The sequence below is a fragment of the Aliiroseovarius marinus genome, from assembly GCF_004360145.1.
Lineage (GTDB): Bacteria > Pseudomonadota > Alphaproteobacteria > Rhodobacterales > Rhodobacteraceae > Aliiroseovarius > Aliiroseovarius marinus.
The window spans coordinates 132,307-146,824 of record NZ_ML178714.1 but is presented as its reverse complement, the minus strand read 5'-3'; the positions used below and the strand labels follow the sequence as shown (position 1 = coordinate 146,824).

The 14,518-nt window shown below is 60.9% G+C and carries 16 protein-coding genes and 1 tRNA gene; 8 read left to right on the top strand and 9 right to left on the bottom strand.

Translation table 11 applies throughout. The features are described 5' to 3' along the window. Positions 1-42: 42 nt before the first annotated feature. The 3 genes from EOL43_RS15505 to EOL43_RS05445 all read left to right on the top strand — a co-directional run bounded on the left by EOL43_RS15505 (position 43) and on the right by EOL43_RS05445 (position 2,416). Positions 43-1,068: a MerR family transcriptional regulator gene (locus EOL43_RS15505; protein WP_240686469.1), complete on the top strand. Its 1,026-nt coding sequence runs from the start codon at positions 43-45 to the stop codon at positions 1,066-1,068. A gap of 100 nt (positions 1,069-1,168) precedes the next feature. Next, a tRNA-Pro gene (locus EOL43_RS05450) sits at positions 1,169-1,245 on the top strand. Positions 1,246-1,342: 97 nt separating this feature from the next. Next, a complete protein-coding gene (locus tag EOL43_RS05445; RefSeq protein WP_133486346.1) occupies positions 1,343-2,416 on the top strand; it encodes a 2'-deoxycytidine 5'-triphosphate deaminase in 1,074 nt (357 codons plus the stop codon). A 102-nt stretch (positions 2,417-2,518) separates the two neighbouring features. Here the strand turns inward: EOL43_RS05445 and EOL43_RS05440 are convergent, their stop codons facing one another. The 8 genes from EOL43_RS05440 to EOL43_RS05405 all read right to left on the bottom strand — a co-directional run bounded on the left by EOL43_RS05440 (position 2,519) and on the right by EOL43_RS05405 (position 10,056). Beyond that, a complete protein-coding gene (locus tag EOL43_RS05440) occupies positions 2,519-2,935 on the bottom strand; it encodes a hypothetical protein (protein ID WP_133486344.1) in 417 nt (138 codons plus the stop codon). Positions 2,936-2,952: 17 nt separating this feature from the next. Beyond that, complete coding sequence (locus EOL43_RS05435; RefSeq protein ID WP_133486342.1) at positions 2,953-3,162, bottom strand: hypothetical protein; 210 nt, start codon at positions 3,160-3,162, stop codon at positions 2,953-2,955. 4 nt (positions 3,163-3,166) lie between these two features. Then, positions 3,167-3,847 carry an SMC-Scp complex subunit ScpB gene (gene scpB, locus EOL43_RS05430; RefSeq protein ID WP_133486340.1) on the bottom strand — a complete coding sequence of 227 codons (681 nt, stop codon included), beginning with the start codon at positions 3,845-3,847 and terminating at the stop codon, positions 3,167-3,169. Next, complete coding sequence (locus EOL43_RS05425) at positions 3,837-4,631, bottom strand: segregation and condensation protein A (RefSeq protein WP_133486338.1); 795 nt, start codon at positions 4,629-4,631, stop codon at positions 3,837-3,839. The genes scpB and EOL43_RS05425 overlap by 11 nt, the downstream gene beginning before the upstream one ends. Beyond that, positions 4,618-5,649 (bottom strand): glycoside hydrolase family 3 N-terminal domain-containing protein, encoded by a 1,032-nt coding sequence (locus tag EOL43_RS05420; protein ID WP_133486337.1) that lies wholly within the window; start codon positions 5,647-5,649, stop codon positions 4,618-4,620. The genes EOL43_RS05425 and EOL43_RS05420 overlap by 14 nt, the downstream gene beginning before the upstream one ends. A gap of 3 nt (positions 5,650-5,652) precedes the next feature. Next, positions 5,653-6,840, bottom strand: a complete 1,188-nt coding sequence (locus EOL43_RS05415; protein ID WP_133486335.1) for an SPOR domain-containing protein — start codon at positions 6,838-6,840, stop codon at positions 5,653-5,655. Between the two features lie 103 nt (positions 6,841-6,943). Further along, positions 6,944-8,665: an arginine--tRNA ligase gene (argS, locus tag EOL43_RS05410; protein ID WP_133486333.1), complete on the bottom strand. Its 1,722-nt coding sequence runs from the start codon at positions 8,663-8,665 to the stop codon at positions 6,944-6,946. Between the two features lie 248 nt (positions 8,666-8,913). After that, the gene (locus EOL43_RS05405) at positions 8,914-10,056 is read right to left on the bottom strand and encodes a deoxyguanosinetriphosphate triphosphohydrolase (protein ID WP_133486331.1); all 1,143 of its coding nucleotides are present in this window, start codon (positions 10,054-10,056) and stop codon (positions 8,914-8,916) included. A 139-nt stretch (positions 10,057-10,195) separates the two neighbouring features. Here EOL43_RS05405 and EOL43_RS05400 point away from each other — a divergent pair, with 139 nt between their 5' ends. Then, positions 10,196-10,519 (top strand): HesB/IscA family protein, encoded by a 324-nt coding sequence (locus tag EOL43_RS05400; RefSeq protein WP_133486572.1) that lies wholly within the window; start codon positions 10,196-10,198, stop codon positions 10,517-10,519. Between the two features lie 3 nt (positions 10,520-10,522). Here EOL43_RS05400 and EOL43_RS05395 read toward each other — a convergent pair whose 3' ends face one another. Continuing rightward, positions 10,523-10,939 (bottom strand): globin family protein, encoded by a 417-nt coding sequence (locus EOL43_RS05395; protein ID WP_133486329.1) that lies wholly within the window; start codon positions 10,937-10,939, stop codon positions 10,523-10,525. Between the two features lie 141 nt (positions 10,940-11,080). Between EOL43_RS05395 and EOL43_RS05390 the strand changes: the two genes are divergently transcribed. From EOL43_RS05390 to EOL43_RS05375, 4 genes are all read left to right on the top strand, one after another. Then, the gene (locus EOL43_RS05390) at positions 11,081-12,271 is read left to right on the top strand and encodes a BaiN/RdsA family NAD(P)/FAD-dependent oxidoreductase (protein ID WP_133486327.1); all 1,191 of its coding nucleotides are present in this window, start codon (positions 11,081-11,083) and stop codon (positions 12,269-12,271) included. A 62-nt stretch (positions 12,272-12,333) separates the two neighbouring features. Beyond that, complete coding sequence (xth, locus tag EOL43_RS05385; protein ID WP_133486325.1) at positions 12,334-13,113, top strand: exodeoxyribonuclease III; 780 nt, start codon at positions 12,334-12,336, stop codon at positions 13,111-13,113. A 9-nt stretch (positions 13,114-13,122) separates the two neighbouring features. Then, a complete protein-coding gene (locus EOL43_RS05380; RefSeq protein WP_133486323.1) occupies positions 13,123-14,061 on the top strand; it encodes a nucleoside hydrolase in 939 nt (312 codons plus the stop codon). Then, the gene (locus EOL43_RS05375; RefSeq protein ID WP_133486321.1) at positions 14,058-14,504 is read left to right on the top strand and encodes a GNAT family N-acetyltransferase; all 447 of its coding nucleotides are present in this window, start codon (positions 14,058-14,060) and stop codon (positions 14,502-14,504) included. The genes EOL43_RS05380 and EOL43_RS05375 overlap by 4 nt, the downstream gene beginning before the upstream one ends. Positions 14,505-14,518 lie beyond the last annotated feature (14 nt).

Here is a 14,518-nt window from a genome sequence, read left to right as displayed (position 1 = left end):
TGACGGCACCCACGCGGCACAGAGTAGAAGGCAGGCACACGCATGGACAAGAAGTCTCCGGACGCGTTTCGCACCATCAGCGAAGTGGCCGATTGGTTGGGTGTGCCCACGCATGTTCTGCGCTTCTGGGAAAGCCGGTTTACCCAAGTCAAACCTGTCAAACGTGCCGGGGGGCGGCGGTATTATCGCCCCGCGGATATGGAGCTTTTGGGCGGCATTCGGAAGCTTTTGCACGAAGACGGCATGACCATTCGCGGCGTCCAGAAACTGCTGCGCGAAAAAGGCGTGAAGCATGTGGCGGCCATGTCGCCTCCGCTGGACAGCAACGAAATGCGGAACTCTGACGGGTCGAATGTCGTCCCGCTGACACCGCCATCCAAGGCTGTCGAAGAACCAGAGACAAACGACGCGCTGACCTCTGCAGGGCCTGCAGATGAAGAAACACCGCCCGTGCCGCAAGAGGCTACGGAAGCACCGCAGGACGCCGCCATTGACGAGACGCCGCCGACTTTGACCGATGCGGCAGAAGACGCAGCCAGCATGGATGCGGCCCCCGAAGACCCCGTTGACGACGGCCCTGCCGAACCGGATCTGTTCGCCCCCGAGTTTCTGCAAGTCGCGGAAATGGTTGAAGAATCGGAGCACGAGCCAGAACCCACCGCGCCCGAACACCATATCGAACCGACTGAGCTTGATGCCGACATCGCCGCGTCGCATCCGGAAGAAGACGTCTCGAGCCCCGTCGACGACGACACGGTTTTCGACGCTGCAGTTTCGCAAGATACGCCTGAGCCCGAGGTCGCACAACCCGCAGAGGAAGAGCCCGTAGCAGAGCCTGATCCCGTCCCTGAAGCGCCGTCCCCCATCGACATCTCGCATGTTGCGGCGGATGTGTCAGACGACGCCTTCCCCCCCGCGCCGGACGCTTTGGCTGTCACACGTCTTCGCGTACTCCGTGCCGCAGGCACGCCGCTGCCGGAAGATGCCCTGCGCAATCTGACCGCGCGCCTATCCGATCTGGCGGCGCGCATGGCCCCTGCCCCTTCGGACAATGGGCAGGCAGAATGACCCTGCAACAGGCTTGGGCAACGTCTTTGGAAAGAATGCGCATTTTCCGCTCTTTTCTCGCTTGCCCTGCCCGTGAAAATCACTATGTAAGGGCCTCAGTCGGGCTATGGCGCAGCCTGGTAGCGCGTCCGTCTGGGGGACGGAAGGTCGCAGGTTCGAGTCCTGCTAGCCCGACCAATTCAAAAAACGCCCGCCCGGGTTTCGGGCGGGTGTTTTTGTATCTAACAGGCAGCGCGGGCGGCATCCCGGCGGCCCGCGCCGAAGGAGGAACGCCATGAAATCCGGTGTGCTGGCCGATCATCAGATCCGGCAGATGATCACGGAAGGCGGTATTTCCGCGTCCTCACCCATCCTGAACGAACAGATCCAACCGGCCTCGCTTGATCTGCGACTGGGCGAAAAAGCCTATCGCGTGCGCGCATCCTTCCTGCCGGGGAAAGATGCCACCGTGGCTGATCGCCTCTCGGAACTGACCATGCACGAGCTGTCTCTGACTGGCGGCGCGGTGCTGGAAAAGGGCTGCGTCTATGTGATTCCCCTGATGGAACAGCTGAACCTACCTGAAGGCATGACCGCCGCTGCCAGCGCAAAAAGCTCAATCGGGCGCGTCGACCTGATGACCCGCGTGATCACCGATCAGGGGATCGAGTTCGACCGCGTGCCCGAAGGTTATGACGGCCCGCTTTATGCCGAGCTTTGCCCGCAGAGCTTTTCCGTTGTCGCCCAGCCCGGCCAACTGCTGAACCAGATCATCTTCCGGCAAGGCAAAACGATTCTATCCGACGATGAACTGCGCGATGTGCATGCCCGCAGCCCCATCGTCTCGGGCGAGCCAGTGATTTCAGACGGGCTTGGCTTTTCGGTCGATCTGAAGCCTGCTGACGGCGATCTGGTCGGCTATCGCGCCAAGCGCCACACCGGTGTCGTAGACCTGTCGAAACTGGCCCATTACGACCCGGCTGAGTACTGGGAAGAGGTCCGCACCACCGAAGGCCGGATCATCCTGGACCCCGGCGCGTTCTATATTCTGGTGAGCCGCGAAGCCATCGCCATCCCGCCCGATTGCGCCGCCGAAATGGCCCCCTATCTGGCGATGGTCGGCGAGTTCCGCGTGCATTACGCAGGCTTCTTCGATCCCGGCTTTGGCTATGATGCCGCTGGCGGATCAGGCTCGCGCGGGGTGCTGGAAGTCCGCTGTCACGAGGCCCCATTCGTGCTGGAACACGGACAGGTCGTCGGTCGCTTGGTCTATGAAAAAATGAGCGAAATCCCCGAGGCGCTTTACGGTGTCGACATCAAGTCGAACTATCAGGGCCAAGGGCTGAAGCTGTCGAAGCATTTTAAGTAGGATGCACTCACGCCTTAGTTTCCTGCTCGCTGCAGTCAGATCCTTTTGACTTAGGATCGTAACGATAGCAGGGGGATCAGTCTCTCATTCAGCCCAAGAAAACTAGCTCTTAGAATGCAAGGCCCCCAGAAGAGAATTGCCCACTTCCTCATATTTTACCTTCGCCCAAAGACCGATTAACCGTTCTTCATCTGTGATCTGTTTCGCAAAGATATACGTCTTCCGAACACGCCCGTCTGAGAGTTCCTTGTCCACCTCCGTCATCTTCGGAGTAAGATCAGAAAGCCATAGATACATGTAGACAAAGACCAGCAATGGTCGTTCGTCGATTGCCTCTAGGTAGTCTTCGATAGAATTTGCTGCAGCGAGAACAGCGTCAAAACTGCGGTTACGAACAGCTCTTTCAAGATCAATAAACATCAATAGCAGTTTCTGATCTTGCAGTACTCGTTTCCCACGACTCGACTTTTCGACACCGTGAGTTTTCAGCTTCTCAACTACAAATTCGTAGATATTCACGGCACAACAACACCAGCTTAAAACAGCCGCCGCCCTATCCGCATGGACTTCCGCCCACGGTTGGCAAGCTCGCGTGCTTTGCGAGCCTCTTGGCGCTCTTCCGGGGTCATGTCTTCAACCCGTTTACCTTTCCGGGCCGCAATGTCGATCCCGGTGTTCACACCTTTGTTGATCAGGCGGCGCGTCACCATGCGGATGACCATATTAATCAGCTGATTGGCATTCATGGCATCAATCCTCGAACAGTTCGGACTGGCCTTCGGGGCTTTCGTCCTCGTCGTCGCTGTTGGGTCCGGGCATTGCGCCGGGGGGCGGACGGCTTTCCAGCAGACCGGCCGAGCGCAGCTCTTTCAGCCCCGGCAGGTCACGGGCGCTTTCCAAACCGAAGTGATCCAAGAAGCCCGGCGTGACCACGAAGGTGACCGGGCGGCCCGGCGTCATGCGGCGGCGGCCAAAGCGGATCCACTCCATCTCGATCAACTGATCAATGGTGCCGCGACTGACGGACACGCCGCGGATCTCTTCAATCTCGGCCCGTGTAACTGGTTGATGATAGGCGATAATTGCCAAGGTCTCGATCGCGGCACGTGACAGTTTGCGCTGCTCGACCGTTTCTTTCTGCATCAGATAACCAAGGTCGGGTGCGGTGCGGATCGCCCATGCGTCGCCCACTTTGACAACCGACACACCGCGCCCTTCATAGCGTTTGCGCAGGTGGACCAGAGCCTCGGCCGCATCGCAGCCATGAGGCATCCGGTCTTCCAGTTCTTTCACGCTGACGGCCTCGGTAGAGGCAAAAAGGATGGCCTCGACCATCCGTTCCTGTTCGCCCATCGGCGGGGCCTCGAACAGGCTTTCCTCGCGCGCGTCCTGCCCTTCTTGGGGCGTGTCACTGATCACATCATCCGTCATGCGTTTTCCTGCGGATTTGAATGGGCGCGAACGTGTCGCCCTGTCTAAGTTCAAGCTCGCCCCGTTTGGCCATTTCCAACGTGGCGGCAAAATTCGCGGCCATGGCCGAGCGGCGCTTGGCGGGTTCGACCTCCCACCCTTCGGGCAGGTAGGACGTCAGCTCGGTCCAGTCGCCCGCATAGTTGATCAGCCCGCGCATTCGATCCAGTGCCTGCTCCATCGTCATCACCGCATCGCGGTCCATGACAAAGGGGCGGAATTCGTCCTTGGTGCGGATCCGCGCGTAACCCTGCATCAAGTCTAGAAGCGTCGCGGTATAGGTCACGCGGCGCACGCGGGTCACGTCTTCGGGCACGCCACGGGCGAAGAAATCTCGCCCCAACTGGTCGCGGGCCATCAACTTGGCAGCGGCATCACGCATGCCCTGAAGGCGTTCCAGCTGGAAGGCAAGGTGGGCGGCGAGTTCCTCGCCTGACGGGCCTTCTTCTGAGGGATCTGGTGGTAGAAGCAGGCGCGATTTCAAGAAGGCAAGCCACGCCGCCATCACCAGATAGTCAGCGGCCAGTTCGATCCGCAGGTGCCGCGCGCGTTCCACAAAGGCCAGATATTGTACCGACAGTTCCAGAACCGAGATTTTGCGTAGATCCACCTTCTGGGTACGGGACAGAGTCAAAAGAAGATCGAGCGGGCCTTCGAACCCCTCGACGTCAACGATCAGCGCCTCGGCGGCCAACCGCTCGGACACTGACATTGCATCTTCTTGAAACTCTTCAGTCTCGCTCATCGCCTGCCTGTATTACTGTCTCACCAGTCATCAGGCTTTGAAATTCAGCGTCCAAGGCATCAATGTCAATGGGAACGGGCGGTTTGCGCCACGAAAGCGCGGTTTCGGCGCGTGAAAGCGCCTCTCCGGTCAGATCTCCGCAGGCGTCGGCGACCTCTTCCATCTGCTCAAGCACGCCATTGCAGTGCAGAACGATGTCGCAACCGGCCCGCAATGCCGCGCGGGATCGCACGGACAGCGCGCCGGACAATGCTTTCATCGAGATGTCGTCGGTCATCAGAAGCCCACCAAAGCCGATCTTGTCACGGATCAGCGCGATCATCTCGGGGCTTTGGGTCGCGGGATGGTCGGGGTCGATGTCTTCGAAAACGATATGGGCTGACATGCCCAAGGGCAGCCCGGCCAGCGGCTCGAAGGCCATGAAATCGGTCCAGCCAAGTTCCTTGGCCTTGGTCTTGACCCGCGGAAGCTCCAAATGGCTGTCCATCGTCGAGCGGCCATGCCCGGGGATGTGTTTCACCACAGGCAGCACGCCGCCATCCAGCAAGGCCTGTGCCACGCTTGCAGCGCGTTCGGCCACTTTGACCACGTCTTCGCCGTAGCAGCGGTTATGCAGGATCGGATGGGTCTCACCCGTGGCAATGTCGGCCAGCGGCGCACAGTTGCCGTCGATTCCGACCGACAAAAGTTCATCCGCGATCAGGCGATAGCGGATATAAAGGCTGCGGACCGAGGCTTTGGGGTTCAGCTTGACCTGATCCAAAGCGGGCAGCCACTCGCGCCAATACGGCGCGCCCATACGGGCCACACGGCCGCCTTCCTGATCGATGAAAATGGGCGCGTCCCGCCCAACGGCGCCGCGCAACTCGCTGGTCAGCGCGCGCAACTGGTCGGGCGTGTCCACATTCCGCGCGAACAGGATGAACCCCCACGGCTGCGCGCGCTCAAAGAAATCCCGTTCGGCCCGCGACAGCGTGATGCCCTCGCAGCCCAGAATATATGCGCCAACGCGGGACATAGTTTACCGGGTCACAACCGGGATGCAGGCAGCTTTGTCAGCCATCAGCACCGAACAGAACCGGCGCGAGTCCGCCAGATCGGCAAAGCCCATCGCACGCAGGCGATAGAAGGTTTTGCCGCCGGTCTGGGCTTTCTCGATCACGCGGGTTTTGCCGCCCATATAGTCCTCGAACCGGGCCGACAGAACGTCCCACTGTTCGCGGGCAACCTCGGCGCTGTCAAAGGCCCCAAGTTGCACCAGACGCGTACCGGGGGCGAGGGTCGAGGGATCGACCTCTTTCGCGGCGGCGGGGGCGGACGGCACGGGGGCCGCGACTTTGGTGTTCAGATCGGCGGGACGGACAACCGGGCGCAACGACGTGCTGACACCGGGGACCGAGGCCGGGATGATGTTCACGCCGGGTGTTGCCGGTTCTTCAACTGCGGGTGCCGAGGGCGTCGGAAGCACGGTGGCCGCAAGCGAGGCAACAACCTCGGTCGGCTCGATCTCAGCTTCACCGCCCAGCATGGGGCTGTCAGCGGCGATCTGCTCGGCAATGGCCAGCGCGGCGGCAACCGGATCAACGTCGGCCGCGGTCTCGGTCACGTAGGCCTGAATGGCGGCAGCCGGAAGGGACAGGTCCGTATCGGCGCGGGCAACTTCGGCGACCGAGGCATCTTCGTCGGTCAGCGACGCAGGCTCGGGCGCCAGAACAAGGCGATCAGCAGGGGCCGAGGCCTCGCCTTCCGCCTGCACAGCATTCACGGCCAGACCTTGGTGGTCCGCCGATTGGCCACCGGGATTTTCGGGCTGCACGCGCATCGGACCTTCCAGCGCACGCACGACCGGAATGCCGGTCACATCGCGCACGGCCAGCTTGTAGCCCCAGACGCCAAGACCCACGATCAGCGCCAGTGAAACGGCGGCGCCTGCATAGTTCAAAAGCCCGCCAGCCCCGGCACCTCGCGGTGCGGTCGGTTCAGCAGGTTGGGGATAGTATCCCTGATCCGCATAAGGCGCGTCCTGATAGCCCGCATAATCGGCCTGCATCGGCGCCTGTTGCACCTCTGGCCCACCATGAGCCGGATGCACATAGGCAGACGCGCCTGCCGCTGCAGAACGCATCACAGGTTCAGGGCGATGCCCATAGTCGGGATGATTTTGATACGCCGGATGCGGGGCGCCATGCCCCCAATTTGCTTCTGCCATCTTGCCTCACACCCGGTATCTCCAGGGGCTTGGCCTTTATGGCTCTTTCCACACCCTGCACCGGTCAAACTGCTCTACTCGCACTCGACCGGGGCGCATTTTGTCAGCGCATTTCCTCGGCCGGAGTTACGCCCAAAATACCCAATCCGGACGAAATGACAACGGCCACGGCACGCGGTAGGGCAATTTTTGCCGCCGATGAGTCATTATTGCCATCTTGAAGGAAGCGCAGTTCCGGCTTGTCGTTGCCACGGTTCCACAGCGCATGGAAGTCCGAGGCCAGCTCGTACAAATAGAACGCAATCCGGTGCGGTTCATGGGTGCGCGCGGCGATCTCGACCAGACGCGGCCATTCGGCCAGCTTCTTGGCCACGGCCAGCTCGGCCTCGTCCTGCAAATTCGGCGTGTCGGTCAGGGTCACGCCCTGCTCTTCCGCCTTGCGCAGAACCGAGCGCACACGCGCGTGGGCGTATTGCACATAGAAGACCGGGTTGTCCTTGGACTGCTCCAGCACTTTGTCGAAATCGAAGTCCAAAGGCGCGTCGTTTTTGCGGGTCAGCATTACGAAACGGGTCACGTCCGAGCCCACCTGCTCGACCACATCACGCAGGGTGACAAAGTTGCCCGCCCGCTTGGACATTTTGAAGGGTTCGCCATTTTTCCACAGCTTCACCAACTGGGTCAGCTTGATGTCCAGCGGCACCTTGCCGTCAGACAGCGCCGACACAGCCGCTTTCATCCGCTTCACATAGCCACCGTGGTCGGCACCAAAGACGTCAATCAGCGCATCAAAGCCCCGCTCGACCTTGTCGAAATGGTACGCAATGTCCGGCGCGAAATAGGTCCAGCTGCCGTCTGACTTCTTCACCGGGCGGTCCACGTCATCGCCATGCTCCGTCGATTTGAACAGGGTCTGCTCGCGCGGCTCCCAATCCTCGGGCTTTTTGCCCTTGGGCGGCTCAAGCACGCCCTCATAGATCAGGCCCTTGTTCTGAAGCGTCTCCAGTGCGCCTTCGATCCGACCCGTGCCATACAGTGATTTTTCCGAGAAGAAGACATCCATCTTCACACCCAGCTGCGCCAGATCCTCGCGGATCAGGTCCATCATGGCCTCAGTCGCAAACTCGCGGATCGCAACCAGCCAGTCGGCTTCCGGCTTGCCCACATAGGCGTCACCCACCTTGGCTTTCAGCGCCTCGCCCACCGGGACCAAATAGTCGCCGGGATAGGTGCCATCCTCAAACGCGACCTCTTGGCCATGCGCTTCCAGATACCGCAAATACACAGACCGCGCCAACACATCGACCTGCGCGCCACCATCGTTGATGTAGTACTCGCGCGTCACGTCATAGCCCGCGAAATCCAGCAGGCTCGCCAGCGCATCCCCAAAAACCGCGCCGCGCGTGTGCCCCACATGAAGCGGCCCCGTGGGGTTGGCCGAGACATATTCCACGTTGGTCTTCTGCCCAGCGCCCATGGTCGAACGACCATAGTTCGCATCCGCCAACACGCCTTCGACCAGACCAGCCCAAACCGTCGCCGCCAGACGCAGGTTCAAGAACCCGGGACCTGCCACCTCGGCCACGTCAATGCGCGCATCCTCGGCCAGCTTTCCGGCCAGCACATCCGCAATGTCGCGGGGTTTCATTTTGGCGGGCTTCGCCAAAACCATCGCCGCATTCGTCGCCATATCCCCATGCGCCGCATCGCGCGGAGGTTCGACCGCCACGTTGTCAAAGCTCAGCCCCTCGGGCAAAGCGCCTTCGCTGACCATCTGGGTCAGGGCATCAATCACAAGCGCGCGAATATCGGCAAACAGGTTCATCGGTCTGGTCCTTTTCTCTCAGGCGCACTCCTAAAGCGTTTCGGCATACTATTGAACCACAATAGTATGGCGAAACGCCCGGACCTTACCAATCTCGAGGGCGTTTCGAATTCAAGCTGTGAGCCAACTTGATCTCGAAACGCTTTAGCACCCCCAACCCAAAGGTCAAGCGATGCAGGCGCCCGCCCCTTCCTCTTGGCAAAAATACCTTGGGGTGAATTGGCTGAAAGCCAAGAGGGGCAAAGCCCCTACCCGCCCAACCCCAAACGCGCATGCTCCTGCAACGCAAACCGGTCCGTCATCCCGGCAATGTAGTCTGACACCAAGCGCGCCAAGGCAGTCTCGCCTTCTGCGGCTTCAATCTCGCGACACCAGTCCTCAGGCAACTCCATCGGATGGGCCATGAAATGTCCGAACAGATCGCCGACCACTGCGGTGACGCGCGTGCGCATTTCAACCACGGACGGTGCACGATACATGCGAGTGAACAGAAACTTTCGGATGACTTTCAGGTCGGCCCACAGATCAGGTGAGAAGCGGATAACCGCGTGGTCCAGCGCGCGAATATCTTCCACGGATTGTGGATCAGCCGCGTTCAGCAAGGCCTGCGACGTATCTAGCACGTCCTCAACCATCACGCCAAAGACCCGCCGCAGCGCCTCGTGACGCCGCCGACCTGCGTCCAGTCCGGGATAGAGCCCATCTACCTCGGCAATCGCAGCACCCACGATGGGCAGCTCAGCAATTTCTTCCATGGTGAAGAGACCCGCCCGTAATCCGTCATGCAGATCGTGGTTGTTATAGGCGATGTCGTCTGCCAACGCCGCCACCTGCGCCTCGGCACCCGCATGCGTCGACAGCTCCAGATCATGCTTGGCGTTATACTCGGCCAACGCGTAGGGCAGTTCACCGGTCACCGGGCCGTTATGCTTGGCAATGCCCTCCAAGGTCTCCCATGTCAGGTTCAGCCCGTCCCATTTGGCATAGTGCCGTTCTAGCGAGGTCACGATTTTCAGCGCCTGCGCGTTGTGATCAAAGCCGCCAAAGGGGGCCATCAACTCGTCCAGCTTGTCTTCGCCCGTATGACCAAAGGGCGTGTGGCCAAGGTCATGGGCCAGCGCTACGGCCTCGGTCAGGTGACTATTCAGCCCCAGTGCCCCCGCGATGGTCCGCGCCACCTGCGCCACCTCGATGGAATGGGTCAGGCGGGTGCGGAAATAATCGCCCTCGTGCTCAACGAACACCTGCGTCTTGTGCTTCAGCCTGCGAAAGCCCGAGGAGTGGATGATCCGGTCGCGATCCCGTTGATACGGCTCGCGAAATTCGCTTTCCCCTTCCGGGTACAGTCGCCCCCGGCTGCCACCGGGATGGGTTGCAAAGCTGGCAAGCATGGCTGCCCCTTTCCGCCTGTCATGTCTGGCCTCTTGCGGATGTCCCGTCCGCGCGCGCCTGTCCGGGGCGTCTTGTCGCGCCCGTCAGGCCAACCTATATTGCGTTTTGCGTGAACATGAAACGGATTTCCCGATGGACCTGACCCTGCCCCCCAAAGTCACTGACCGAGCCTTCGCCCGCCTGTCCGAGATCGGCGCAAGCCAACAGGGCAAAGCACTGCGCGTCGCAGTCGAAGGTGGCGGCTGTTCGGGCTTTCAATACGAGATCTCGCTGGATGATCCGGCCGAGGGCGATCTGGTCCTGTCGGGCGGCGGCGAACAGGTGGTGGTGGACGAAGTGTCGCTGCCCTTCCTTGCCGATGCCGTGATCGACTTCACCGAGGAACTGATCGGCGCCCGTTTCGTGATCGACAACCCCAATGCCACGGCCTCTTGCGGCTGCGGCACCTCGTTCTCGATCTAAGCGTCACGCGGCCATCAACTCTGCGCCAAGCGCCATCGCGTCCAGTGCGTCTTCCTTGGCGATCCGCCAAGCATAGGCGAAATCCGCTTGCCACGAATTGCCCAACTGGCGTTTCAGCGTCCCGATCAGCGTGGTGGCCAGCAGCTCGGCATGGTCCGCGCCAAGACCCCGCATCGCCATGCGGAACCCGATCAGGCGCAGCCCAGCGGTTAGCGTCACGTCCTTCCCGGCAAATGCCACCATCAGACGATAGAGCATACGGACTTGCGCGGCGTGATCGTCGATCCCTTCGGGGAAGATCACCCGCAGCTCTGGCGCGCGGTGAAATAGCAGCGGAAAAAACGCCTCGGCAAACGCGTCTTCCTGTCCGACCAAAAGGTCCAGACTGTGCAGGCATTGGGCGCGGGTCAGATGGTCCATGACAGTGATCCTTCCAGTGAAACGTCAGATTTGCCTCAAACTTGACGGGTCTCGGTTAACAATTTCTGACTGCGCCTGCAGAAAACCACCTCGCCGCGCATTTTTCTTCCCCCCACCCAGCGAACAGGGTACGACGCGCGCATGAAAACGGAATGGCATACGATCATTATTGGCGCAGGCGCGGCGGGGCTGTTTGCTGCCCCCTATGCGGCCAAGGCAGGCGCCACGCTGGTCATCGACCACGCCAAAAAGCCCGGCGAGAAGATCCGGATTTCCGGCGGCGGGCGCTGCAATTTTACCAATATGTATGCCGAGCCGAAGAATTTCGTGGGCCAGAACCCGCATTTCCACAAATCCGCGCTCGCCCGGTTCAGCCAATGGGACTTTGTCGAACTGGTCGATCAGGCGGGGATTGCGTGGCATGAGAAAACGCTGGGGCAACTCTTTTGCGACGGGAAGTCCACGCAGATTGTTGAGATGCTGACGGACCGGCTGGCAAAGGCCGGGGCAGAACTGGCGCTGAACACTTCGGTCAGCGCGATCTCGCGAACTGATAACGGTTTTCAGCTGGAAACCTCGCAAGGCCGGCTCACCTGCAAAAACCTGATCATCGCGACGGGCGGCAAGTCGATCCCCAAGATGGGTGCGACAGGCTTTGCCTATGATATCGCGCGACAATTCGGCCACCAGATCATCGAGACCAGCGCGGGGCTTGTGCCCTTCACATTCCCCGACGGGCGGTTTGCGGCGCTATCCGGCCTGTCCCTGCCTGTGCGCGTCTGGAACGACAGCGCCAGCTTTGAAGAGGCGCTGCTGTTCACGCACCGTGGATTGTCCGGCCCCGCGATCCTGCAAATCTCTTCCTACTGGCAGCCCGGAGAACCCGTGCATATCGACCTGACCCACGGGTTGAACCTGCGCGAGGCGCTGCGCATCCAACGCCAGACCGAAGGGCGGCGGCAGTTGTCGACGGAACTCTCGCGCCACCTACCCGGAAAGCTGGTCGATCACCTCGCCACCGAATGGGCGGATCGGTTCGACCTTACACAGCGGCTGGCGGACCAGTCCGACAAGGCGCTGGATGCGCTGATGGACCAACTGTCCGATTGGCAGCTTACGCCTTCGGGCACCGAAGGTTATCGCACCGCCGAGGTCACGCTGGGCGGCGTGTCCACCGACGGGCTCGACAGCAAATCCATGATGTCGAAAACGGTCCCCGGGCTTTACTTCATCGGCGAATGTGTCGACGTCACCGGCTGGCTGGGCGGGTTCAATTTCCAGTGGGCTTGGGCCAGCGCCCATGCCGCCGGGCGGCATATCGCCGAAGCCTGAGCAGCTATGCTTGCGCCCACCCGCGTTTGCCCCCACAGTGACCCCAACAACAGGAGAGCCTCATGAAAATCGCCAGCTTCAACATCAATGGCATCAAGGCCCGTTTGCCCGCCCTGATGGACTGGCTGGACGAGGCGCAGCCGGACGTGGCGATCTTGCAGGAAATCAAGTCGATTGACGAGAACTTCCCCCGCGAAGCCTTTGAAGACAAAGGGTATAACGTCGAAACCCACGGGCAGAAAAGCTTCAACGGCGTGGCACTTTTGTCAAAGCTCCCGCTTGAGGATGTGACCCGCGGATTGCCCGGCGATGACGCGGACGAACAGGCCCGTTATATCGAGGCGACCGTGGTGGGCGATCAGGCTGTGCGGATCTGCGGGCTCTACCTGCCCAATGGCAATCCCGTACCAGGTCCGAAATACGACTATAAGCTCGCATGGATGGAGCGTCTGCGCGCCCGTGCCGAGGAACTGCTGGTCGAGGAAATCCCTTTCCTGATGGCGGGCGACTATAACATCATCCCGCAAGCCGAAGACGCCGCCCGCCCGCAGGATTGGGTGGAAGACGCGCTCTATCGCCCCGAAAGCCGCGAGGCCTGGCGCAAGATCCTGAACCTTGGCTTGACCGAGGCGTTCCGCGCCCGCAACCAAGCGCCCGAGCAGTATTCGTTCTGGGACTTCCAGCGTGGCTCGTGGCAGCGCAATGACGGCATCCGGATCGACCATTTCCTGCTGTCCCCGGAATGTGCAGATATGCTTGAGGACTGCCAGATCGACAAAGAGGTTCGTGGGCGTGAAAAGCCCTCGGATCACGTACCGATTTGGGTGAAGTTGGCCGCGTAAGGGATTGGTATGACACGTAAGATCATCATCGACACCGACCCCGGCCAGGACGACGCGGTCGCCATCCTTCTGGCGCTGGCCAGCCCCGAGGATGTCGAGGTTCTGGGCATCACGGCCGTCGCCGGAAACGTCCCTTTGGCCCTGACAGCCAAGAACGCCCGCATCGTCTGCGAACTTGCAGGTAAGCCCGAGACCCGCGTCTTTGCGGGATGCGACCGTCCGCTCCGCCGTGATCTGGTGACTGCGGAATACGTGCATGGAAAAACCGGGCTCGATGGGCCAGACCTGCCCGATCCCACCATGCCGTTTCAAGACCAGCACGCGGTCGATTTCATCATCGAAACCCTACGCGCGGAACCTACTGGCACCGTGACGCTCTGCCCACTTGGGCCGCTCACCAACATCGCCACCGCCTTTGAACGTGCCCCTGACATTGTGGACCGCGTACAGGAAATCGTTTTGATGGGCGGCGCCTATTTCGAGGTTGGGAACGTCACTCCAGCGGCGGAATTCAACATCTATGTCGACCCGCAAGCCGCTGATATCGTGTTTACATCCGGCGTTCCGCTTGTTGTGATGCCGCTGGATGTCACCCACAAGGCGCTGGTGACCAAACCCCGAAATGACGCCTTCCGCGCCCTGCCCGGAGACGTCGGCCATGCGGTGGCCGAGATGACGGATTTCTTCGAACGGTTCGACATCCACAAATACGGATCCGAGGGCGCGCCGCTGCACGATCCGACCGTCATCGCCTATCTGATCCGCCCGGATCTGTTCACCGGTCGCCACATCAATGTGCAGGTCGAAACCTCGTCCGAGCTGACCATGGGTATGACCGTCGCCGATTGGTGGGGCGTGACTGACAATGCCCCCAATGCCATGTTCATCGGAGACCTCGATGCGGATGGTTTCTTTACCCTTCTGACCGAAAGGATCGCCCGCCTATGAGCAGCCTGCGCCTTGCCACTCTGGACGATCTGGACCGACTTCTGCCCCTCGTGGCCGGGTTCCATGCCGAGGCTGGCATCGAACAGGACGACGCCACACGACGCGGTGCCCTGATCCCGCTTCTGGAAGGCTCGCCCCATGGCGCAATCTGGATGATCGGCCCGCGCGTGGCCCCGGTGGGCTATGTCGCAGTCAGCTTCGGCTGGTCGATCGAATTCGGCGGCATCGACGCGTTTCTGGACGAAATCTATGTCCGCGAGCGGGTGCGCGGGCGTGGCATGGGATCGGAAGCTTTAGCCGCCCTGTCCCGAGCCCTGTCCGGGCAAGGTGTGAAAGCCATGAACCTTGAGGTCGACGCCGATAACGAGCGCGCGCGTGCGCTTTATGAACGCATGGGCTTTCAGTCGCGGAACCGCTATCATTTGATGACACATCTCTTCTGACGCGCCCGCGCGGG

Bases quoted from the DNA above. Each gene is read 5' to 3' on its own strand.
- scpB (WP_133486340.1), bottom strand. From the start codon at position 3,847: ATGACGGATGATGTGATCAGTGACACGCCCCAAGAAGGGCAGGACGCG.
- EOL43_RS05390 (WP_133486327.1), top strand. From the start codon at position 11,081: ATGAAAACGGAATGGCATACGATCATTATTGGCGCAGGCGCGGCGGGG.
- EOL43_RS05425 (WP_133486338.1), bottom strand. From the start codon at position 4,631: ATGAGCGAGACTGAAGAGTTTCAAGAAGATGCAATGTCAGTGTCCGAG.
- argS (WP_133486333.1), bottom strand. From the start codon at position 8,665: ATGAACCTGTTTGCCGATATTCGCGCGCTTGTGATTGATGCCCTGACC.
- EOL43_RS05420 (WP_133486337.1), bottom strand. From the start codon at position 5,649: ATGTCCCGCGTTGGCGCATATATTCTGGGCTGCGAGGGCATCACGCTG.
- EOL43_RS15505 (WP_240686469.1), top strand. From the start codon at position 43: ATGGACAAGAAGTCTCCGGACGCGTTTCGCACCATCAGCGAAGTGGCC.
- EOL43_RS05380 (WP_133486323.1), top strand. From the start codon at position 13,123: ATGACACGTAAGATCATCATCGACACCGACCCCGGCCAGGACGACGCG.
- EOL43_RS05445 (WP_133486346.1), top strand. From the start codon at position 1,343: ATGAAATCCGGTGTGCTGGCCGATCATCAGATCCGGCAGATGATCACG.
- EOL43_RS05415 (WP_133486335.1), bottom strand. From the start codon at position 6,840: ATGGCAGAAGCAAATTGGGGGCATGGCGCCCCGCATCCGGCGTATCAA.
- EOL43_RS05405 (WP_133486331.1), bottom strand. From the start codon at position 10,056: ATGCTTGCCAGCTTTGCAACCCATCCCGGTGGCAGCCGGGGGCGACTG.
- EOL43_RS05435 (WP_133486342.1), bottom strand. From the start codon at position 3,162: ATGAATGCCAATCAGCTGATTAATATGGTCATCCGCATGGTGACGCGC.
- EOL43_RS05395 (WP_133486329.1), bottom strand. From the start codon at position 10,939: ATGGACCATCTGACCCGCGCCCAATGCCTGCACAGTCTGGACCTTTTG.
- xth (WP_133486325.1), top strand. From the start codon at position 12,334: ATGAAAATCGCCAGCTTCAACATCAATGGCATCAAGGCCCGTTTGCCC.
- EOL43_RS05375 (WP_133486321.1), top strand. From the start codon at position 14,058: ATGAGCAGCCTGCGCCTTGCCACTCTGGACGATCTGGACCGACTTCTG.